General features: G+C 37.7%; 14 protein-coding genes. 9 read left to right on the top strand and 5 right to left on the bottom strand.

Annotation, left to right across the window (positions count from 1 at the left end):
- Position 1 precedes the first annotated feature (1 nt).
- The 6 genes from EZ449_RS02580 to EZ449_RS02555 all read left to right on the top strand — a co-directional run bounded on the left by EZ449_RS02580 (position 2) and on the right by EZ449_RS02555 (position 8,238).
- The gene (locus EZ449_RS02580; RefSeq protein WP_131556383.1) at positions 2-1,648 is read left to right on the top strand and encodes a UxaA family hydrolase; all 1,647 of its coding nucleotides are present in this window, start codon (positions 2-4) and stop codon (positions 1,646-1,648) included.
- Positions 1,649-1,848: 200 nt separating this feature from the next.
- A complete protein-coding gene (gene uxaC, locus EZ449_RS02575) occupies positions 1,849-3,249 on the top strand; it encodes a glucuronate isomerase (protein ID WP_131556382.1) in 1,401 nt (466 codons plus the stop codon).
- 89 nt (positions 3,250-3,338) lie between these two features.
- Complete coding sequence (locus EZ449_RS02570; protein ID WP_131556381.1) at positions 3,339-4,394, top strand: sugar kinase; 1,056 nt, start codon at positions 3,339-3,341, stop codon at positions 4,392-4,394.
- Positions 4,387-5,049 (top strand): bifunctional 4-hydroxy-2-oxoglutarate aldolase/2-dehydro-3-deoxy-phosphogluconate aldolase, encoded by a 663-nt coding sequence (locus tag EZ449_RS02565; RefSeq protein WP_205942924.1) that lies wholly within the window; start codon positions 4,387-4,389, stop codon positions 5,047-5,049. The genes EZ449_RS02570 and EZ449_RS02565 overlap by 8 nt, the downstream gene beginning before the upstream one ends.
- A 22-nt stretch (positions 5,050-5,071) precedes the next feature.
- The gene (locus EZ449_RS02560; RefSeq protein WP_131556380.1) at positions 5,072-6,511 is read left to right on the top strand and encodes an MFS transporter; all 1,440 of its coding nucleotides are present in this window, start codon (positions 5,072-5,074) and stop codon (positions 6,509-6,511) included.
- A gap of 101 nt (positions 6,512-6,612) precedes the next feature.
- Positions 6,613-8,238: an NADP-dependent glyceraldehyde-3-phosphate dehydrogenase gene (locus EZ449_RS02555; RefSeq protein WP_131556379.1), complete on the top strand. Its 1,626-nt coding sequence runs from the start codon at positions 6,613-6,615 to the stop codon at positions 8,236-8,238.
- 242 nt (positions 8,239-8,480) lie between these two features.
- Here EZ449_RS02555 and EZ449_RS02550 read toward each other — a convergent pair whose 3' ends face one another.
- From EZ449_RS02550 to EZ449_RS02530, 5 genes are all read right to left on the bottom strand, one after another.
- Positions 8,481-9,221 carry a rhamnogalacturonan acetylesterase gene (locus EZ449_RS02550; RefSeq protein WP_131556378.1) on the bottom strand — a complete coding sequence of 247 codons (741 nt, stop codon included), beginning with the start codon at positions 9,219-9,221 and terminating at the stop codon, positions 8,481-8,483.
- Positions 9,222-9,224: 3 nt separating this feature from the next.
- Positions 9,225-10,247, bottom strand: coding sequence for a pectinesterase family protein (locus tag EZ449_RS02545; RefSeq protein ID WP_131556377.1), 1,023 nt, complete (start codon positions 10,245-10,247; stop codon positions 9,225-9,227).
- Between the two features lie 81 nt (positions 10,248-10,328).
- A complete protein-coding gene (locus EZ449_RS02540; RefSeq protein ID WP_131556376.1) occupies positions 10,329-11,975 on the bottom strand; it encodes a DUF4957 domain-containing protein in 1,647 nt (548 codons plus the stop codon).
- Positions 11,976-11,993: 18 nt separating this feature from the next.
- Positions 11,994-13,829, bottom strand: a complete 1,836-nt coding sequence (locus tag EZ449_RS02535) for a RagB/SusD family nutrient uptake outer membrane protein (RefSeq protein ID WP_131556375.1) — start codon at positions 13,827-13,829, stop codon at positions 11,994-11,996.
- A gap of 17 nt (positions 13,830-13,846) precedes the next feature.
- Positions 13,847-17,077, bottom strand: a complete 3,231-nt coding sequence (locus tag EZ449_RS02530; protein ID WP_131556374.1) for a SusC/RagA family TonB-linked outer membrane protein — start codon at positions 17,075-17,077, stop codon at positions 13,847-13,849.
- Between the two features lie 266 nt (positions 17,078-17,343).
- Between EZ449_RS02530 and EZ449_RS02525 the strand changes: the two genes are divergently transcribed.
- The 3 genes from EZ449_RS02525 (at position 17,344) to EZ449_RS02515 (ending at position 22,048) form a co-directional block, all read left to right on the top strand.
- Positions 17,344-18,378 carry a LacI family DNA-binding transcriptional regulator gene (locus EZ449_RS02525; protein ID WP_131556373.1) on the top strand — a complete coding sequence of 345 codons (1,035 nt, stop codon included), beginning with the start codon at positions 17,344-17,346 and terminating at the stop codon, positions 18,376-18,378.
- A 583-nt stretch (positions 18,379-18,961) separates the two neighbouring features.
- Positions 18,962-20,146, top strand: coding sequence for a class I SAM-dependent rRNA methyltransferase (locus EZ449_RS02520; RefSeq protein WP_131556372.1), 1,185 nt, complete (start codon positions 18,962-18,964; stop codon positions 20,144-20,146).
- A gap of 294 nt (positions 20,147-20,440) precedes the next feature.
- Entirely contained in the window at positions 20,441-22,048 is a 1,608-nt protein-coding gene (locus EZ449_RS02515) for a sensor histidine kinase (RefSeq protein ID WP_131556371.1), read from the top strand.

The raw sequence follows: 22,048 nt of genomic DNA, 5'->3' as shown, positions 1-22,048 counted from the left end.
AATGGTTACTAGAATCTTAAAAATCCATCCGAATGATAATGTGCTTGTTGCCTTACAAAATTTGGCAAAAGGCGAAACCATTATCCATGATGGACACGAGTATGTTTTACAGGACGATATTACAGCCAAGCATAAGTTTTTTATGCAGGATATGAACGAAGGTGATCATATCATTATGTACGGTGTATTGGTTGGAAAAGCACAACATTTTATCCTAAAAGGTGGCTTGATGGATACTGAAAACACTAAACATGCTTCAGATCCTTATGAATTTAGGCCTTACCATTACGAATGGACTGCGCCAGATGTTTCGAAATTTGAAGGCAGAACTTTTAATGGTTACATTAGAAATGATGGACGTGTAGGAACGGCAAATTATTGGTTGTTCATCCCAACAGTTTTCTGTGAAAATCGTAACCTCGATGTCATCCGCGAAGCTTTGCACAATGAATTGGGCTATGCTGTAACCGATAAATATAAATCGTATGCGCACCATTTGGTAGAGGCTTATAAAAATGGAGAAATCCTTGCAGAGGCAGATCCAAGTTCAATCGGATTAGCAAATCCAGCTGCAAACCGTGTTTTCAAAAATGTGGATGGCATTAAATTTTTAAACCATCAGGGTGGATGTGGCGGTACCCGTCAAGATGCAGCAGTGTTGAGCAAACTTTTAGCGGCTTATGCCGATCATCCAAATGTTGCGGGTGTTACGGTTTTAAGTTTAGGCTGCCAGAATTTACAGGTTAAGGATTTTGTTGATGATTTGAAGCTTCGTTCACCAAACTTCGATAAACCTTTATTCATTTTTGAGCAACAACAATCGCAAAGCGAAGAGCAATTGGTTAAAGAAGCCATCAGAAAAACTTTTATTGGTTTAACCGAAATCAACAAATTCGAGCGTCAGCCTGCACCTTTAAGCAAACTGGTTTTAGGGGTTAAATGTGGCGGTAGCGATGGTTTTAGTGGTATCAGTGCAAACCCAGCGGTTGGTTATACTTCCGATTTATTAGTGGCTTTGGGCGGAACAGTTTTATTGGCCGAATTCCCTGAACTTTGTGGCGCCGAACAACAGTTAATCGACCGTACAAAAGATGAAACTGCAGCCCGTAAGTTTATCCAATTGATGACGGCTTACAACCAAGCGGCAGAAAATGTAGGATCTGGATTTTTCATGAATCCATCTCCAGGAAACATTAAGGATGGTTTAATTACCGATGCCATAAAAAGTACTGGTGCAGCTAAAAAAGGCGGAACATCGCCAGTGGAAGATGTTTTAGATTATACTGAACCTGCAACGAAGCCTGGTTTAAATTTAGTTTGTACTCCTGGTAATGATGTAGAAGCGACTACTGGAAAAGCAGCATCGGGCGCTACTTTAATTTTATTTACCACTGGTTTGGGTACACCAACAGGAAATCCGGTTTGCCCAACAATTAAGGTTTCTACAAACAATGCGTTAACAAAACGCATGGGCGATATCATCGATATTAACTGCGGACCAGTAATCGAAGGTGAAAAAACCATCGAACAAATGGGCGAAGACATTTTGGAATATTGCATTAAAGCGGCCAGCGGCGAAGTAATCCCGAAAGCTGTTTTACTGAATCAAGATGATTTTATTCCTTGGAAACGAGGGGTGAGTCTTTAAGTCTTGAGTTCGGAGTCAAGAGTCTTGAGTCTTGGGAGCAAAACTTAGCATGGCCTTAACGTAAGTCCAAGGTTGGTGGCGCACCAACCTTTAAAAACAAAAATCCGTGGTTTGTGTCCTCACAGACCACAATTAAAAATATGATATAAAAGATAGGCGTTTTGAAAAATCTCTTATCTAATGTCTCAAATCTCATTAAAATGAAACCTTTTTTAGACGAAAACTTTCTTTTGCAAACCAAAACAGCTGAAAAGTTGTACCACAATTTTGCGAAATCGTTACCAATTATTGATTACCACAATCACTTAATTCCAGAGCAAATTGCCAACAATACGCAGTTCGCAAATATTACTCAAGTTTGGTTAGCAGGCGACCACTACAAATGGAGAGCCATGCGTGCCAACGGTGTCGATGAAAAGTACATCACCGGATCTGCTTCTGATTTTGAAAAATTTGAGAAATGGGCCGAAACCGTTCCTTTTACTTTACGCAATCCCCTTTACCATTGGACGCACCTAGAATTACAGCGATATTTCGGTATTACCGAATTGCTTTCTGGCAAAACGGCACGTAAAATCTACGATGAATGTTCGGCAAAGCTGCAAACGCCAGAATATTCTGTTCGTGGTTTATTGGCAAAAATGAATGTGGAAGCTGTTTGCACCACTGATGATCCTTTGGATAGCTTAAACTTTCATCAACAATTGGCAAGAGAAGGAGCAAATTTGAAAATGTTGCCAGCTTTTCGTCCAGATAAGGCAATGAACAGCGATGATATTGCAGGATTAAACGAATACATTGATAAATTGGAAACTGTTGCTGCTAAAACAATTATCAGTTTTCAAGATTATATTGATGCTTTAAAAAGCCGTCACGATTACTTTGCCGAGAACGGGTGTTCAGTTTCCGATCACGGTTTAGAGCAAATTTATGCTGAAGATTATACCGATCAGGAAATCTCATCAATCTTTGATAAAATTCGCAGTAAGCAAAATATTTCTTACGAGGAAAACCTAAAATTCAAGTCAGCCATGCTGATCCATTTTGCGGAATGGGATCATGAAAAAGGTTGGGTTCAACAATATCATTTGGGTGCTTTGCGTAACAACAATGCCCGTATGTTGCGCCAATTAGGGCCTGATACAGGTTGGGATTCGATTGGTGATTTTAGTCAGGCGAGAATGCTTTCCAAATTCTTAAATCGATTAGATAATCAAGATCAATTGGCTAAAACCATCATCTACAATTTAAATCCTGCCGATAATGAGTTAATCGCAACGATGATTGGAAACTTCAATGATGGCTCAATTGCAGGAAAAGTTCAATTTGGTTCTGCTTGGTGGTTCTTAGATCAAAAAGACGGTATGATCAAACAGTTAAATGCATTATCAAACATGGGGCTTTTAAGTCGTTTGGTTGGTATGTTAACCGATTCACGCAGCTTCCTTTCTTTCCCTCGCCATGAGTATTTCCGCAGAATAGTTTGTAATCTTTTTGGAGATGATATTGAGAACGGAGAATTACCTAACGATTTGGAATGGGTAGGAAAAATAGTACAGGATATTTCGTATTTTAACGCAAAAAATTACTTTAAATTTTAATTCAGCACCTCGGTCTGTGTTCTCACAGACCGTAAATTGATTTAGATAAATGGTCTGTGAGGACACAGACCATGGAAAGAAAAAAAATAATGAGTGATCAGATATCATCCTTATCAAAAAAAGGAGAAAAAATTTTAAGTTTTGGAGAAATCCTTTTACGCATTTGTCCGGATATGGATGGGCAATGGCTTAAAGAAAGCAAGCTACCTTTTTATGTTGGTGGGGCAGAACTCAATGTGGCAACAGCTTTGGCACTTTGGAATGTGCCATCGGCTTATCTTTCGGCAATGCCAGATAATTCGGTCACCAGAGAAATTGAGGATTATTTAAAAGTTAGAAATATCGATACGTCGCCGATGGTTTTTCACGGCGATCGTTTGGGTTTATACTATCTTCCTAAAGGAAAAGATTTAAAAAATGCTGGTGTAATTTACGATAGGGCAAATTCATCTTATGCTGATTTAAAAGTTGGTCAGATTAATTGGGATGAAGTTTTTGATGGCGTAACCTGGTTTCATTTTAGTGCCATTTGCCCTGCGATTAATCAATCTATTGCCGATGTTTGCTTGGAAGCCTTGAAAGCAGCGCAAGTTAAAAACATTACCATTTCTCTGGATTTAAACTATAGAGCTAAGCTTTGGAAATATGGTAAAGATCCGATAGATATTCTACCTGAACTGGCTAAATATTGCACCTTAATTATGGGTAATGTTTGGGCCGCAAATAAAATGTTGGGTACAACGATTCATGAAGATTTACTACCAACTGAGGGCTATGCAAAGGAAACGTTACTGCAACAAGCATCCGATACCTCTAAAGAAATCTTAAGTTTGTTTCCAGCGTGTAAGGCTGTTGCCAATACTTTCAGGTTCGATCATGGAAAGGGAATTAGGTATTATACTGCAATTTACACTGAAGATAAGCTAACCGTATCTGAAGAATATGTTTCACAAGAAATTTTGGATAAGGTAGGTAGCGGAGATTGTTTCATGGCAGGATTGATTTACGGTTTTTATAACCATTTATCAGTTTCAGAAACCTTGAATTTTGCAACTGCAGCAGCTTATGATAAATTATACATTCCAAGCGATGCAACAACAAGCACCGTATCAGATATAGAAAAAAGAATTATACACCATGATTAGTAACAAGCACAAAATTTTAGATGCCATTTTAGAGCAAGGTATGTTGCCTCTTTTTTATCAAGATAGTGAAGAAGGTAGTGTAGAAATATTACGCACTTTGTACAAAGCTGGTGTTCGCGTTTTCGAATACACCAATCGTGGTAAATCGGCTTTGCCAAATTTCAAAAAGCTAAAAGAAGTTCGCGATGCAGAAATGCCCGATCTTTATTTGGGTATTGGAACCATCAAAACGCCTGCAGATGCTAATGCTTTTATCGAAGCTGGAACTGATTTTATTGTGGCGCCAATTGTTAATCCTGCTGTAGCAGAAATTGCCAATAAAATTGGTATGCTTTGGATCCCTGGTTGTATGACGCCAACCGAAATTAGCATCGCACAAGAGCACAAAGCAATGTTAATTAAGATTTTTCCAGCCAATATATTAGGTCCAGAATTTATTTCTTCAATTAAGGATTTATTTGCAGGCCAACTATTTATGCCAACAGGCGGTGTAGAGATTAATGCAGAAAATTTAAAAACTTGGTTTAAATCTGGCGTTTGTGCTGTTGGGATGGGAAGTAAATTAATTAGTAAGGATGTAATGAGCAAAGGTCTTTACGAGGAGTTATTCGATAACACAAAATTGGCGCTTGATTTAATTCAGCAAAGCAAATAAAACATAACACACCCTAACCAAAATGAACCAACCAAAAACAAGCAAATACAGATGGACGATATGTTTACTGCTGTTTCTTGCCACAACCATAAACTATTTAGATAGGCAGGTACTTTCCCTAACTTGGACCGATTTTATCAAACCAGAGTTCCATTGGGATAACAATGACTACGGAAATATTACGGCCTTATTCTCTATTTTCTACGCTGTATCCATGCTTTTTGCTGGAAGATTGGTTGATAAGTTAGATACCAAAAAAGGATTTTTATGGGCTATTGGCGTTTGGTCTGTTGGTGCATGTTTACATGCCTTTTGCGGTATTGCAACCTCAGGAATTATTTCTGGAAACTGGTTTGTAAACTTTGAGGGCGCTAAAGAAATCATCGAAAGAGTAAACGATACCGGAATGGTCGTTTCGGTCAGCGTAACCTTATTTATTTTCGCTCGTTTTGTTTTAGCCGTTGGAGAGGCGGGAAATTTTCCTGCAGCAATTAAAGCTACAGCAGAGTATTTCCCTAAAAAGGACAGGGCTTTTGCGACCAGTATTTTCAATGCTGGTGCAACTGTTGGGGCACTTGCTGCACCGATTACGATTCCTTTCATTGCGAGAGCTTATGGCTGGGAAATGTCTTTTATCATCATTGGCGCACTTGGTTTTGTATGGATGGGGCTTTGGATTTTTGTGTATAACAAACCAGAATCGCATAAAAGAGTGAGTGCTGAAGAATTAGCCTACATTCAACAAGATGTGATTAACGATCGAAAACTGGCAGATTACGTGGAAGAAACTAAAGAAAAAGTTTCTTTTATCGATTGCTTTAAATACAAACAAACCTGGGCTTTTGCTTTTGGTAAATTTATGACTGATGGTGTTTGGTGGTTTTTCTTATTCTGGACCCCAGCCTACCTAAAATCTGTTTATGGAATGGATTCTACGCAAAGTGCATTCCCCTTATTTGTACTTTATATGATCACTTTACTTTCCATCATTGGTGGTTGGTTGCCAACTTATTTTGTGGAGAAGAAAGGTATGAATCCTTATGAAGGTAGAATGAGGGCCATGTTAATTTTTGCATTTTTCCCGCTTTTGGCTTTAGCAGCCCAACCTTTAGGTCACATTACTTATTGGATTCCCGTAATTATTATCGGTATTGCAGGAGCAGCCCACCAAGCATGGTCGGCCAATATATTTTCTACCGTTGGCGATATGTTTCCTAAAAAAGCGATTGCCACCATTACCGGTATCGGCGGTATGGCTGGTGGTATTGGCTCTTTTTTCATCAATAAAGGATCAGGATTATTGTTCGATTATACGGGAAAGAATAAGGTCGTTTTTATGGGTTTTAAAGGAGAAGAAGCAGGTTATTTCATCATCTTTTCATTGTGTGCGGTTTGCTATTTAATTGGCTGGACGGTAATGAAAACCCTTGTTCCAAAATATAAAGTTATCGAACTAGCATAATCAATGCTGAAGCCGTTGAAACTGCTTCGGTTATTAAAACCATGGTTAATCTATACTTAAACCATAGATTAACAAATTATAAACCCTAACAAACAACCAAATTGAGCACAACTTTAAACCTCGAAAGTATTTTCGTTGAAGAAAGCCAGATTCCAGATGAATTTAGGCTCAAAGAAGAAATCAATCAAAAGGAGTTTCTTTCTAATGGAGAAATGAAACCTTGGAATGGACCATTTAACGAGGTTTTTTCTCCAGTATGCGTAAAAACGCCCGAAGGCTATAAAAGAAAACGCATTGGTAGTTTTCCTGTTTGTACAGAAAAGGAATCTACTGAAGCTTTGGATGCAGCCGTAGAAGCTTATGATAATGGCCGCGGACAATGGCCAACCATGAGTGTTGCCGATCGCATTACCTGCGTAGAAAACTTCACCCATAAAATGATTGAGCAAAAGGAAATTGTTGCAAAATTAATTATGTGGGAAATCGGTAAATCTTATGCCGATTCGGTCAAGGAATTCGATCGTACGGTTGAATATATTTACGCCACTATTGATGCCTTGAAAGATATCGACAGACAATCGTCTCGCTTTGAAATAGAGCAGGGAATTGTAGCACAGGTGCGTCGTTCTCCGCTTGGCGTTGTACTTTGTATGGGTCCGTTTAACTACCCTTTAAACGAAACTTTTACGACTTTAATTCCTGCCCTAATTATGGGCAACACGCTTTTGTTCAAACCTCCGAAACACGGTACTTTATTACATTATCCTTTGCTTGAGGCTTTCCGCTCGAGTTTTCCAAAAGGCGTAGTCAATACAATTTATGGACGAGGAAACACGATTGTACCAGGCTTAATGAAATCTGGAAAGATTAATGTGCTTACTTTAATTGGTTCGAGTAAGGTTGCTAATGAACTGAAAAAACTGCATCCAAAGGTAAATAGACTCAGGGCAATTTTAGGTCTAGATGCTAAGAATGCGGCAATTATTACCAAGGATGCCAATTTAGATTTAGCGGTTTCTGAAACTGTTTTGGGCTCATTATCTTTCAACGGACAACGTTGTACGGCGATAAAAATCGTTTATGTACACCGCAGCTTGGCGCAAGAATTCTTAAAACGTTTATCTGCAGAAGTAGAGAAATTAAAATTCGGTATGCCTTGGGAAAAAGGCGTTAACCTTACGCCACTTCCCGAGCTAAACAAACCAGAATATTTAAAGGAATGCATTGATGATGCGATTACTCACGGCGCAAAAGTGATCAACAAAAACGGCGGACAAACATTCGAAACTTTTGTTTACCCTGCCATTGTTTATCCCGTAAACAGCAACATGAAATTGTATCGTGAAGAGCAATTCGGCCCAATTGTTCCGGTTGTTCCCTTTGATGATTTGGAAGAGCCAATTGAGTACTTGATCGGTTCGCCACACGGACAACAAGTAAGTATTTTCAGCACCAATGCCGCTGTAATTTCTTCTTTAATCGATCCATTGGTTAATCAGGTAAGTCGTGTAAACATTAACTGCCAATGCCAACGCGGACCAGATGCTTTTCCTTTCACCGGACGTAAGGATAGTGCTGAAGGAACGCTCTCGGTTGTAGATGCGTTACGTTCATTCTCCATCCGTTCGTTAGTGGCGACTAAATTTACAGATGATAACAAGAAATTGTTAAATGAGATTGTTAATGGAAATGATTCTAATTTCTTAAGTACGAAGTATATTTTCTAGGACCAATTCAGTTTTAACAACTTTAATAAGCAATAAGCCTTAAAAGTTGTCAAAGCTTTTAAGCCGCAGATTCGCAGATTTTTATTCTGAGGATTTGCGGCTTTTTTGTTGGCATGTGTTAAATTTAAATCGGTCGTCTTTGCGAGGAACGAAGCAATCTTAATGCTTTGGGTTCTTAGCGATCGTTGTAAGTTTGCTTCGTGCCTCGCAATGACGTATTCGCTAAAATCTGCGGCCAAACCCTATTTCAATTTCTTTGCCAAACCCAAATTCGTTTCCTTAATTCCCTGCGCCACCAAACCTGCAATCTGCTTTGCGCCATCCGGACTTAAATGCGTATCATCTTTCTTTCCTTTCGGATAATTAACATTTCCAGAATCGACGTGATTAAAAAGTCTTATTGATTCTACATCGCCCAAACGGGTAAGTAAACTTTCGGTTTTAGCCAACATATCAATTAAAGGAACTTTTAAGGAATCAGCAACTTGTCTTGTAATGCGAGGGTAATCTCCATGAGAATCAACTAAAATTCCGTTTTTAAAACTTCTTCTAGAGATCGGTGTAAGCAGAATGGGAATTGCTTTTTTACTTCTCGTTTCATTAACATAATTAATCAGATTAATCTTAAAATCGGCTAAAGAAACGCCCACTGTTGGTTTATCAATTTTCTCGTCGTTATGCCCAAATTCGATAAAAACATAATCGCCAGCCTTTAAATTATCAAAAATTGGTTGCCACCGTTTTTCAGCACGAAAGGATTTCGTGCTTCTTCCATTTAAAGCTCTATTATCAACTTTAATATCTGCTTTGAAGAAAGATTGAAGTTCCATTCCCCAACCTGTTTCTGGATAAGCTTTCGCCTCTTTGTTCGCCGCTGTAGAATCGCCAATAATATAAAGTGTCGTTTGCTTTTGAATTATGGTAAATGCACTTAAAATAATTAAAATCCCGATAGGTAAAACCTTATAAAAATTTGTTCTCATATATTAATTTGTTTCCAACGGATTCCAATTATCGTTTCCGCCGAGGATATTTTTAATGGTATAATTCTTTGCCTCTTTATCAGTTAGCTGCTTACTCCAAGGTAATCTTGCTTTTGGTGAAGCACCGATCCCTACATTTTTATATTCAGCATACAAAACCGTTCTTTCCTTATCTGGAAACATTAAATCGCCTTTCCAAGGGTTCCATCCAACAGGTAAAATATGCTTACCTAAATCACAATTCAGGAAAACAGTTTTTGCATACGGACGCCATGGCCTGCCAAGAAATGCTTTTGTAATAGATGAATCGGCAATGAGTTTGCAATGTAAAAACACGAAGCCAAATTTTTGATTTTTAGAGGTGGAAGCAGCAGTGGTGTAAGAATCTGATAAGTTTTTAATGGTACAATTTTGAAATAAGGCGGTTGCAGTTCCGAAGATAAAATCTGTCGTTCCCTCAATTTCACAATGCTGATAAAACTGTCGACTGCTTTCTGTTGCCGCGTAAAGTGTATCTTGGTTACCCTTAAAATTACAATTTCTAGCTTGAAATCGATCTCCCTGTACATGTAAAGCAACGGCCTGTCCTACTCTTCCCGCAGCATTAACGATGGTTAAATTTTCTAATATAATGTCGTTTGCTTCAACTAATACAGTATAAGAAGTATAGGTGCTGAACTTTAAGTTTCCAAAAGCATCTTTTCCTGCAGGATTTAATTTTCCAGAATAATCATCGAAAGTGATCATCGTATTTTCCTTATTTTCTCCAATCAATTTAATCTTTGTTTTCCAAGATGGGATAATCAACTTCTCCTTGTAAACGCCATTTTTAATTAAGATTTTAACTTCCTTTTCACCCAAATCTCGAACTGCATTTACAGCTTCTTGAATGGTTTGATAATTCCCGCTTCCATCTTTAGCCACAGTTATTTCCGATGGATATTTTGGATCCTGAGCCTGAACAGTTAAAAAAGTAATCGAGGCTAAAAAAGTCAATAAAAATTTAAGGATGGATGATTTTGTCATTTACTAAAAATTAAAATCTATCGTATAAATTTCAACAAAAAAGGGCAGATAAAACTGCCCTTTTGAAAAAATTAACGGGAATTAGTATGTCCACCTTGGATCGCCAATAGGCCCTCCAGTAGTTCCTGCTGTTCTCAATGGAGAACCAACAGGCAAGGTGAAATTTGTTTCGGTTGCTGTCCAACCTAAATTTATAGTTTGATTACTGGTTAATGCTGCCGTTCCAAAAGTCAGTGCAGTTCCTGCGCTTAATGCGCTCGATAAATTAAAGTAGTTACTATTTGAAATGGTTAAAGTATTACCAGCAGCGGTAGCCCTTATTGCTGCAGCATTTACAGTTCCCGATTTTGGAGTATTCGCTAAAATACTGTTTTGAATCACAAATTTAATTGGATTGGCATTTGCATCCAATAATGCGTATTTCGCATTTCCGCCAAATCCATTAAATGTAGAATTTGTTACTGAAACAGATGGCACCACATCGCCCGCATAGGTTGTGCTTGCAGTAACTAAGCCCGGACCTGCATTGTAAAATGTAGATTTAGATACTGTAATTGTGTTAAACTGCATTTTGTTGACATGAAAAGTATAGTATGCAGAAGAACCATTTAAACCCATATCATAAACAACTGAATTATTAACGGTGATGTTGGTAATTTTAAAATCTCTTGCAGCAGCCCCCCTGTCTCCTCGTAGAAATGCTGTTGTAGATCCGTGGACGATACAATTATCAACCACAATATTAGTAAAAGTTGCTGCCGATCCATTAGCGGCTTGCGATCCAATAAAATTTAAGAAATAAAGTGATGCACCCGCTGTTCCATCAAACTCAATGCCTGATAAAGTTACGCCAGCGCCTGTTCCCTCAAGATCAATTTCTTTATAATTCACTTTTGTATCACTTGGATTACCCGATGTCGATTTAATCGTAATGGTTTTCTGTGTGATGAATGAGGTTGCTGCAAGCGTATAAGTTCCTGGGTTTAATCCGATAATGGCGCCATTGGCTGCACCGGTAATTGCAGTGGCTAAATCATCGCCTGGGTTTAATTTTACAGTAAAGGTAGTTAGTGAAAGGGTTGTAAAGGTTACGATTCCCTTACTCTTTGTTCCCTCGAAAAGTTCGGCTGTGTATAATGTGCCAGCTGTTAATCCTGTAATTGCCTTTAATCCCAATGTTGCATCTGCAGCACTAAGCGAAGTGGTAATTGCAGTACCTGCTGCTGGCGTTAAAACGATTGAACTTGAGCCAACAGTGGGCGTATAACGCAATGAAATACTGGTTTCTTTAATATCGTTATCTCTAACCGCTAAAAATAACTGTATGCCTGTTAGCTGAAATACGCTACTGCGAACATATTTAGATTCTGGCTGATCGGCAGTTGCATTTGCTTTAACCCTTGCATAATATTTTGTTCTAACTGCCAAGTTATCCTCTGTAACGGTTACTCCAGCAGTATCAGAAGTTGTTGTGTATTTTATTGTTGAAAACAACGAATCTGTAGAGAAATCGATACTATACTTTAGTGCCCTACTCGCAGCCATTAAGGGAACTCCCCAAGTAAGTTTCGCCTTGGTTTCACCAGCAGAAATTTTAACATCGCTTGGTTTAAATATTCTTGCGGGTTCTTCTGGTAAATCTTCTGATTTTTTACAAGCTGTTATTACCATAGCAATCAAAGCCAGCATAGCTAATTTTGAGCTTATTTGATATATAATTCTTTTCATTATTGATAAATCTATGGGTTAATAACCAAAATTTTGTACCATGTTCGTGTTTTCGATCAATGCCGTTTTCGGATATGGGAAAAGCTCTTTTTTGTTGGCCTCAAAGTAGTAAGCAATGCCTGTAGATGTACTAGTGATTGAATTTTCTTCTGTCACTGCTTTTCTCCAGTTTTTAGTAGTGTAACCCGATGGTGCGGTAGATACACCTAAGCCAGGTGAAACAAAAACATTGTTTGGCGTTCCGCCATATAGATCTAAAGTAGCAACCTCGTTTACGCTTGTACCCAAAAGGTAAGTTCCTTCTTTGGCGTAAATATAATCTGGAACACCAGCATAGGCACCAGTTCCTGCGATTAATGCCCTTATTTTAGTGCGTGTTTCATCAAATTTACTTCCCAATAAGTTCCATCTAATCAAATCATATTTTCTAATGGCTTCGCCCCCAAATTCTAATAATCGTTCTTTAACAATTGCATTAAAAAACCCAGTCTTATCAGCTGGAGCAACAGGAATTTGAGCCTCGAAACCAACGTATGCACGTTTTTGAACTTCTTGCAAAGCAGTTACAGCGGCTGCAGTTGGCGCACCATTTATTTCATTGCTGGCTTCTGCATACATTAACAAAACATCAGAGAAACGAAGTAGGGGCCAATTTACACCGAAAGTTTGTGCAGCTGAAGATCCGTTAAAGGTTGTCCATGATTTTCGGAATTTTCCATCAGTCATGTTGAATAGTGTATTGATGATTTTTTTCGATGTTCCAGTAATTTCAAACACACCAATGGTTACATCTCTGCGGCAATCTTTAGTTACATCGAAATCGTAAAAATAAGTAGGAATGGCATTCATACCACCACCACCTGTACCGAATGTAGATGCAGCATTGAAACGGATTCCATTGTAATACCCTAGCTTACTATCTGTTGATGCGTTGCTACCGAATGAGGCAACCTCAAAAATTAATTCATGAGCATCATCCAAACGTGGCCCATGCAATGTTTTAAATACATTTTCAAAGCTAGGATTTAAGTTATGTTCAGCCCTATTATTCATAATATCTAAACATTCATCCATCGCAATTTTATAGTAGGTTAAATAGTCGCTACTCCGAGTGGTTTGGCTTCCCTTTAAATAGTAACCGCCTCTTGCCAATGCAAGTCGAGCTCTCAAACCTTTAATTGCACCCTTGGTAAAACGAAAACTGCCATATTCAGTAATTCCACTTCTCCAGGGAACTAAATCTTCTGCAATTTTTAAATCAGCAATAATTCTATCGTAGGTTTTATTACGATCTACGTTTGGCCCATAAAGAGTTTCGGCATCTGCTGATGGAACAAAGGATGCTGGAACATCGCCCCAATTGCGAATTAGCTCATGAAGAAATTGTGCCCTCAGCGTTAATGCCTCACCATAATAACGTTTCATGATCGTCTTTTGATCCTCTGAGCCCTCATTGTATAATTTTGATGCTGGGATATATTTGATACAGATATTTGCCCGTTCTACCCCTTGGTACAGCTGAAGAAATGGGTTGATTAAATCTGTATTATCAGAACTTGCACCGTACATACTAATTCCACGACGATCTGATGAGCTATAACTTCCAGATGTTTTAAAATCATCAGCAGTTATACCAAACAAGGTAGAGATACGGCTACCATAACCGTTATCGCCACAAAGCCGATTATAAACACCAATTAAAGCGGCATTTGTATTTTCAGTGCTTTCAAAAACAACATCGGGCGATGATGTTGATGGCGACTGCACATCCAAATATTTTTTACAAGAACTTGTTATACTTAATGCTCCAACAGCAATTACCATCAAAGCCGATTTTATAAATTTATTGTTCATTTTCCTTAATGTTGATGTTAAAATACCATATTAATTCCAGCAAGAATGTATCTGCTACGTGGGTAAGCAGCATAATCTATACCTGGGGTAAGTGGATTTGATCTACGTGTATTTGCCTCTGGATCGTAACCGGTATAACCTGTAATTGTATAAAGATTATTCACCGTTCCGTAAACCCTCAGCTTTGAAATAAAACCCGTTTTTTTGATTAAGGTTTGTGGCAAGGTATAACCTAAGGTTACATTGCTTATTCTCAGGAATGAACCATTTTCTATAGCATACGAAGTTAGTGCATAATTACCAACACTAGGCGTCCACAGGGTTGTGTTTGCATTCATAGCTGTTAAAAGATTTGGATCGGTAACCTTAACACCATTGTCATTAAAGTTTTTCCAGCGATCGTTCATCGCCGAAAGTAAATTATTGTCTTTTACATTATACTGTGAAGTGAACTCAATTTTATTGGCATTGTAAACCTTGCTTCCAACACTAAAATTTACGAAAACAGTTAGGTCGAAGTTTTTGTAGGCAAACTGATTGTTAAAACCGCCAGTAAATTTGGGCTGTGAGGTTCCTAAAACAGTTCTATCATCATCTCCAATCATCATGCTGTTTGATGAAGAAAGTTTTCTAACTTTCATATCGCCTGGCTGAGGCTCGCGGTTTCCTAAAAGCACTCTGCTATTGGCTACCGTAGGTTTTAATGTGTAGCTATAAGCTCCTGTAGTTGTATTCTGAACGTAGGTAAAATCATCAACGGTATAGCGTCCATCAGAAATAAAGCCGTAAAACTGTCCTACAGGTTGGCCAACCTCCACTTTAAAATCGCCTAAGCTATTTACCCACCCCGATTGCGTTACATAAGAGTTTACACCATTTTGCAGCTCGACAATTTTATTATTATTAAATGAAATATTAAAGCTTGTGTTGTAGCTGAAATCCTTTGTTTTAACTGCCTGATAATTTAACTGCACCTCAAAACCTGTATTTTGCGTTTTACCAACATTTTGTTGCTGTGTAGCATAGCCGGTAGTTTGAGGAACGTTCGCATTCAAAAGCAAGTTCTTTGTTCGGTTATCGTAATAATCTAAATTAAGCGAAAGTTTACTTTTGAAAAGATCTATATCGAAACCAATATTTTTCGAAAGGTTGGTTTCCCAGGTAATGTTCGGGTTTGATAAAATATTTCCTGTTGCAGTACCAGAAATTAACCCAGGAACCACAACATTATCACCAGCTGCATAACCACCGCTTGTTGCCGTAGTATAAAATAGGGTCCTAAATAAATCCTGACCAATTCGGTTATTACCTGCAGCGCCATAACTTGCCCTAATTTTAAAATTACTGAGCCAACTTAAATCTAAATCCTTAACAAATTGCTCTTCAGTTACTCTCCACGCAAATTGAGCTGATGGAAAATATCCCCACTGTTTGCCTGCTGCAAATAAGGATGAAGCATCAGTTCTAAAGTTAAACGTTGCTAAATACTTGTTTTTAAAACCATAAGAAACCCTGCTGAATAAGGAAAATTGTCTGGTTCCCGATATTAATGATGTTGGCCTATCCTGAATAGTATTTGCTGGCGCTGGGCTATTAAAGGCTTCATCAGCAGAAATATTTACGGGGAAAAACTTTAGAGTTGTAGATCTTGCATCAATATCAACCATATTAATTTCTTGGCCAACTAAAATATCCAAATTATGGTCTTTACCAAGGTTAGGTTTGTAAGAGATGGTGTTGGTATTAATGAAAGATTTTTGCGAAACCGTATCTAATTGAGTCGCTGGTAAACCTGCATTATTCCTAGCTACGTTACTTACCGGGCCATTGAATGTATTAGTATGTCTGCTTAAACGATTATAGCCAACTGTACTTTTAATGGTAAGGTTTTTCAGAATTGAATACTGTACATAAGCACTGCTGATGAGATCATTTCTGTAATCGTATTTTAACTCTTGGTTGGCTAGGGTAATTGGATTTGATAAACCAGTAGTTAAGAAATCGGCATCAAATAAATCGCCAGCTTCTGTACCGCCAGAATAGGGTTGAAAACGGACAGCATTTCTTAAACGGTTTGTTCCCTGAGAACCTGTAGAGGTAGTACCAACACCGTCAACACGCTGACGACTGTAACGTAAATTTAATCCAGCTCTTAATTTATCGGTAAACTTATGGTCTAACCTCGTAGAAGCAAAAGTTCTTCTAAAGCCAGAGTTAAGCATAATTCCATCTTCCTTGGTATTATTTAAGGAAAAATTATATGTTGTTTTTTTGCTGCCGCCAGAGAGATTTAAAACTTCGGTATTGCTAAAAGCCTGGCGACCAAAAACCTTATCTTGCCAATCAATATTTTGAATGTTTTTATAAATATCTAAATCCTCAAAAGTGCCATATCTCTTGGTAAAGGTATCTTTCACATCTTGTGCGGTATTGTTATTGTATAGCTCGTATTGATATTTTACAAACTCGTAAGGATTCATTACATCAAGCTCGTTTACAATTTGTCTCACACCGGCATAAGCATCAAAGGAGATAACCATTTTACCAGGTTTGCCACTTTTTGTAGTAATGATAACAACACCATTTGCTCCACGGCTACCGTAGATAGAAGTTGATGCCACATCTTTTAACACATCTATCGACTGAATCTCATTTGGAGATAAAATTGACAAGGCATTTTCTACCTGAATTCCATCAACGATATAAAGTGGGGAATTGTCGCCAGTTAATGAACTGCCACCACGAACCTTAATCACAACCTCTGCACCTGGGCTTCCTTCGGTTGTAGTAACCGATACACCTGCAAGCTTTCCAGCAAGTGCCTGTGCGGCTGTACTCACAGGGAATTGATCTATATCTTTTCCTGTTATCGAAGATACGGAGCCTGTTAACGCTTCTTTTCTTACCGATCCATATCCAATATTTACCGTTACTTCCTGTAAGGTATTGGCGTCTTCTTCTAAAGTTACATCGAATTTCGATTGATCTGTAACACCTATACTTTTGGTTTTATATCCAATATAGGTAAATGTTAGGGTTGCACCCTTTGCCGGAATACTAATTTTGTAAACACCATTTGCATCGGTACTTGCTCCCATTTTAGAATCTTTAACCGTAACGCTAACGCCCACAAGAGGTTGGCCGTCAGCCTTATCTTTTACAGTTCCGGTAAGCTGCCTGGTTTGTGCCTGTGCTACGGATGATCCAAAAAAAGAGAGAAATGCAAAAAAGAGTAAAACTCTGCTCATAATTATTATTTATTTGAAAGTGATTTGGTTTTTCTGAGACTATGCAATCGCTTGCATGTAGAATATAATTCTATTTCGAAATGTTATTGTTTATTAATATTTGGTTACGTTGATCTAACAATTTTACAAACTAAAAATGGTATGAAACTAGTTTTAACTAAAAAAGTGTGCAAACGTTCCCAAAAACGTGTTTTAGACGTTTATTAATCGGATGTGCTAAACCCCTCGAAAGAGATATTTTTCGTAACTTGTTCGCAATACGAAAAATGAGATTTGAACCTTCTACCATAAAAGATATTGCTAAGGCTTTGGGCCTGTCCACTTCGACGGTTTCTAGGGCTTTAAGAGACCGTTACGAAATTAGTGAAGAGACTAAAAAACTTGTTTTAGCTTATGCTGAAAAGGTTAATTATCGTGCTAATCCCATTGCCAGAAGCTTAAAAGAACGCCGAAGTTATTCTATTGGTATTATTGTTAGCGAGATTGCAAACAACTTTTTCTCACAGGTAATTAATGGCATAGAATCGATTGCTTATGATAGAGATTACCATGTTATTATTTCCCAAAGCCATGAATCTTACAAGCAGGAAAAACTCAACGTAGAACATTTGGCCTCAAGATCTATCGATGGCTTGTTGATAGCACTTTCCTCAGAAACCCAAGATATTAGTTACCTCAGGGATTTATATTCCAAAGGCTTGCCAATAGTATTTTTCGATCGTGTTCCCGATGATTTTGAAACCCATAAGGTAATTGCCAATAATTTTAAAGGCGCTTTTGATGCTACTGAACATTTAATCTTATCAGGTAAAAAAGTAATAGCGCACTTAACAAATTCGGAGAATCTATCCATTACCAAAGAAAGACTAAAAGGTTATCAAGCAGCCTTGGCAAAATACCATATCGAGTTTAAACCAGAATTGGTAAAGTATTGCCAACATGGCGGTATGCACAGTGCAGAATTAGAACAAGCTGTGAAAGAACTTTTACCCTTAAAGCCCGACGGAATTTTTATTTCGAGCGATAGATTAACCACCGGCTGCATCATGGCCCTGAAAAAAACAAATCCAGAGGTTGCGCACAAAATTGCAATAGCCGGTTTTACAAACTCCAATTTGGTCGAGTTGTTCTCTCCATCGCTAACCTCTGTTAAGCAGCCAGCTTTCGAAATGGGCCAAGTTGCCACCGAATTATTAATTTCGATGATCGAAGCCAAGCGACCGATAACAGAATTTGAGACCAAGGTTTTAGATACCGAGCTGGTTAAGATGCAGAAAACAGTCGGTAACCGGTTTTTGTAGTTTACACAATAGGGAAAACGCATTAAAATTAAATTGATGTGGGTTGATAAAATTAAAATATGGGTGATTTTTTTGAAAATGAACGTTCGGCTTTTAATGGCAGCCAGCAGTCCCGCTCATAGCCCATAGTCCTCCCCGAAAAAACCTGTGAAACTGGCAAGCATACAATTAAAATAATAAACTGCAATGCTTAAATCGGGTCCGGGCTATTTGGCAATATCGGGTTTATTAAACACCGTTTCCTCCCATCTTAAGCATTAGCAGCCCCTCTATACAAAGCATCAGCCTAGGTTTATAAACCCGACATGCGTGTAAATCCTTTTTTGTTACGATTGATTCAATTACATTAAAAAGCCCCAAAAAAGATTGGAACATTGGCGGGACTGCAGAAGTTTTCGTTGCTTTCCTTTCATTTCCAAAACGAGATTACCTTAAAAGGGTAGTGTTTTTTGAGTTTTTAACTGTAGAAATAATGAAAATCGGGGGGGCTTTATTGGAAAAATAAACTGATTTTAATGCGTTTGCCATTGTTTACTCAATACTCACGACTTCAGACTCACGACTAATTTATTACCTTTGCACCATGGTAGAAATCTTCTTAAAAAAGGGCAAAGAGAAAGCGGCATTACAAAGGCACCCATGGGTATTTTCTGGAGCTTTAGAAAAAGTTAACGGAAAACCAGAAGATGGGGATGTTGTTAAGGTTTTTGCTTTTGATAAGGAATTTCTAGCTTACGGATATTACAACAGCAATTCTCGTGTAGCTGTTCGCCTTTTAGAGTGGGATGAAACACAAACCATAGACAAAAGTTGGTACGAAAACAGATTGAAACAAGCAATTGCTTCTCGCCAATTTATACTGAGTGATAAAACCAATACTTGCCGTTTAGTTTTCAGCGAGGCTGATTTTTTACCTGGATTAATCGTAGATAAATATGCTGATTTTCTTTCTCTACAGATCTTAAGTTCTGGAATTGAAAAGGTAAAAGATGATATCGTTGAAATATTAAAGGCAGAACTTCAGCCCAAAGGTATTTTTGATAAAAGCGATGCAACAGCTCGTACACACGAGGGTTTGCCTATTGAAAACGGATTACTTTGGGGCGAAAATCCTCCAGAATTTTTAGAGGTTAAAGAAAACGGGATTGCTTATAACATCAACATTGCCGAAGGACAGAAATCAGGCTTCTATTGCGACCAACGAGACAACAGGCATATCCTAGCTTCTTATACAAAAGGTAAAAAAGTTTTAGATTGCTTTAGCTATAGTGGAGGTTTTAGCCTAAACAGTTTGGCAAATGATGCCGCAACAATTACAAGCGTAGATAGTTCTAACTTGGCCATTGAAACCCTCAAGCAGAATGTAGTTTTGAATAAATTCGATGTGAAGAAAGTTACCACAATTCAATCCGACGTTAATAAGCAATTAAGAGTATTTAAGGAATCTGGAGAATTGTTCGATGTAATTATTCTTGATCCACCAAAATATGCACCATCTCGTTCTGCCTTAGACAGAGCGGCAAGAGCTTACAAGGACTTAAACCGCTTGGCGATGTTGTTGTTAGAAAAAGGCGGTTTATTGGCTACGTTTTCTTGTTCTGGCGCTGTTGATATCGAAACCTTTAAGCAAATTGTTGCATGGGCTGCACTAGATGCAGGTAAGGAAGTTCAAATTATTAAACAATTCTGCCAACCTGAAGATCATCCAGTTAGGATTTCTTTTCCTGAAGGCGAATATTTGAAAGGGTTATTGTTGCGGGTTTTATAGCGGTTCTTTGGCTATATTTATTTAAGTTTCTAATTGCCTATTCAGTGCTCAGGTTTTCTACACTTCTTGGAGGTATGGCTTTCTGCATCCTTTCATTATTATTAATCATCGATTGATTTTTAATTGATCCAAGACAATGGCAGATAGCTCGCTATCTAACTTTCTTAAATAGCAACTGCTTTTAATATTAAATACTGCCCGAAACCATTCAAATACTTAGTTAAAAGTTTCATTTACTAATTTGGTATTTTGTAAGCCAGCTTTTAAGCGGAGGTTTATGAAAAATTAAACATTATGAAAAAGATAATCTTCATATTTCTCAACTTAGTTATCGCTATATCTACAGTAACTGCACAAAAAGGCATAGATTTCAATAAAATATACCCCAGTGGCGGCAAACTACTTATGTGTGTAGATAGTTCAGCTAAAAACGTCTATTATTCCAATGTATTCCCCAATCAACCAAATACATCCTTTAGTTATTTGCCCGAAGTAAACAATATTAGTTTTCAAATTAATTTTAGAAAGAATATCAATATTGAGCATTATCGATACACCATTTTAGTGGACGATAAATCGATTGTGGTAAACAAGTCTATCAACAAAGCGCAACTAAAAGACACTCATGCGGGTGGAGATGACGAAGTATTCAGATCTACAACACTTGGTATTTTCCCAATAAAAGGCAAAATAATTACAATATTAGTTTATAGCATCCAAACACCCCTTGATATTTACAAATCTGTTTTTTATGGAAAATCTATTCCCAAAGCTAAAATCAAAGCCATTGGAAAGCGTTCTACAATTGAAAAGGGTGTTGACTACAGCTATATAATCGACCCAAAAGAAAAAATAAAACTTAATCTCACTAAAAAAGATGACGAACTAACCATTGTAAAAGACCGAACAGATATTGATTACATATATTACACCTCGATAAAAGACAAGCAAACAAATAAAATCATTTCCGAATCAACTTCCTGGCAATACGGTAGCCACATTGATGAAACACATCAGTTTTCACCATATTTAAAATTTGATAAAAGCATTTTCAAAAAATCGGGCGATTATGAAGTTATTATTCAGCCATCAGCATTTGGTAGATATAAAATGCTACCAAATGAGATGGAAAAATATACAGCCAGATATACGCTTTCTATAACTTTAGATGAAGTTAGGTTTACCAACCGCCAAATGCTGATTTTCGGAATCATTACTGCTCTGTTATTAGGTGCTATTTTCGGTGCCGCAGTTACCTATATCAAAAGGAAAGCATCCAAAAAACTTGCTCAACAATCTAAACAAAAAGAAATCGCTCAACTTCAACTCAATTCAGTCCGCTCTCAACTCAATCCGCACTTTTTATTTAATGCTCTGGCTGGCATCCAAAACCTGATGAACAAAAATGAAATAGATAACGCCAACCGATACCTCAGTAAGTTTGCCCGCCTCACACGAAATGTTTTAGATAGCAAAGAGCTCATCAGTTTAACTAAAGAAAAAACTTTGTTGGATGATTACCTGCAAATGGAGCAGTTACGTTTTGGCTTTCAATACAATTTAAGCGCTTCATCTGATTTGGATACAGAAAATATAGAAATCCCCTCAATGTTATTACAACCATTTGTAGAAAATGCGGTTAAACATGGCATTGCCGAAAAAGGAAAAGATGGTAAAATCACCGTTAGCTTTGAAAAGCAGACATCGAATTTAATTTTGAGCATTCAAGACAACGGTAAAGGCTTCGACACCACTCAAACATACAATGGTTTAGGTTTGGCGCTCAGCAAAAATCGAATATCTTTACTGAATACGATTTATAAAAACACACCTTTTGTTTTAGATATCCAATCTAATACAAACGGAACTGCGGTTACAATTACATTAACAGAATGGCTATAA

The organism is Pedobacter frigidisoli, from assembly GCF_004331675.1.
Lineage (GTDB): Bacteria > Bacteroidota > Bacteroidia > Sphingobacteriales > Sphingobacteriaceae > Pedobacter > Pedobacter frigidisoli.
The sequence above is the reverse complement of the archived record's forward strand: the minus strand, read 5'-3'. Positions and strand labels throughout refer to the sequence as shown.

What these genes read in the sequence shown, in the direction of transcription:
- EZ449_RS02525 (WP_131556373.1), top strand. Translation starts at nt 17,344, where the DNA reads ATGAGATTTGAACCTTCTACCATAAAAGATATTGCTAAGGCTTTGGGC.
- EZ449_RS02515 (WP_131556371.1), top strand. Translation starts at nt 20,441, where the DNA reads ATGAAAAAGATAATCTTCATATTTCTCAACTTAGTTATCGCTATATCT.
- EZ449_RS02550 (WP_131556378.1), bottom strand. Translation starts at nt 9,221, where the DNA reads ATGAGAACAAATTTTTATAAGGTTTTACCTATCGGGATTTTAATTATT.
- uxaC (WP_131556382.1), top strand. Translation starts at nt 1,849, where the DNA reads ATGAAACCTTTTTTAGACGAAAACTTTCTTTTGCAAACCAAAACAGCT.
- EZ449_RS02570 (WP_131556381.1), top strand. Translation starts at nt 3,339, where the DNA reads ATGAGTGATCAGATATCATCCTTATCAAAAAAAGGAGAAAAAATTTTA.
- EZ449_RS02520 (WP_131556372.1), top strand. Translation starts at nt 18,962, where the DNA reads ATGGTAGAAATCTTCTTAAAAAAGGGCAAAGAGAAAGCGGCATTACAA.
- EZ449_RS02540 (WP_131556376.1), bottom strand. Translation starts at nt 11,975, where the DNA reads ATGAAAAGAATTATATATCAAATAAGCTCAAAATTAGCTATGCTGGCT.
- EZ449_RS02545 (WP_131556377.1), bottom strand. Translation starts at nt 10,247, where the DNA reads ATGACAAAATCATCCATCCTTAAATTTTTATTGACTTTTTTAGCCTCG.
- EZ449_RS02565 (WP_205942924.1), top strand. Translation starts at nt 4,387, where the DNA reads ATGATTAGTAACAAGCACAAAATTTTAGATGCCATTTTAGAGCAAGGT.
- EZ449_RS02580 (WP_131556383.1), top strand. Translation starts at nt 2, where the DNA reads ATGGTTACTAGAATCTTAAAAATCCATCCGAATGATAATGTGCTTGTT.
- EZ449_RS02530 (WP_131556374.1), bottom strand. Translation starts at nt 17,077, where the DNA reads ATGAGCAGAGTTTTACTCTTTTTTGCATTTCTCTCTTTTTTTGGATCA.
- EZ449_RS02535 (WP_131556375.1), bottom strand. Translation starts at nt 13,829, where the DNA reads ATGAACAATAAATTTATAAAATCGGCTTTGATGGTAATTGCTGTTGGA.
- EZ449_RS02560 (WP_131556380.1), top strand. Translation starts at nt 5,072, where the DNA reads ATGAACCAACCAAAAACAAGCAAATACAGATGGACGATATGTTTACTG.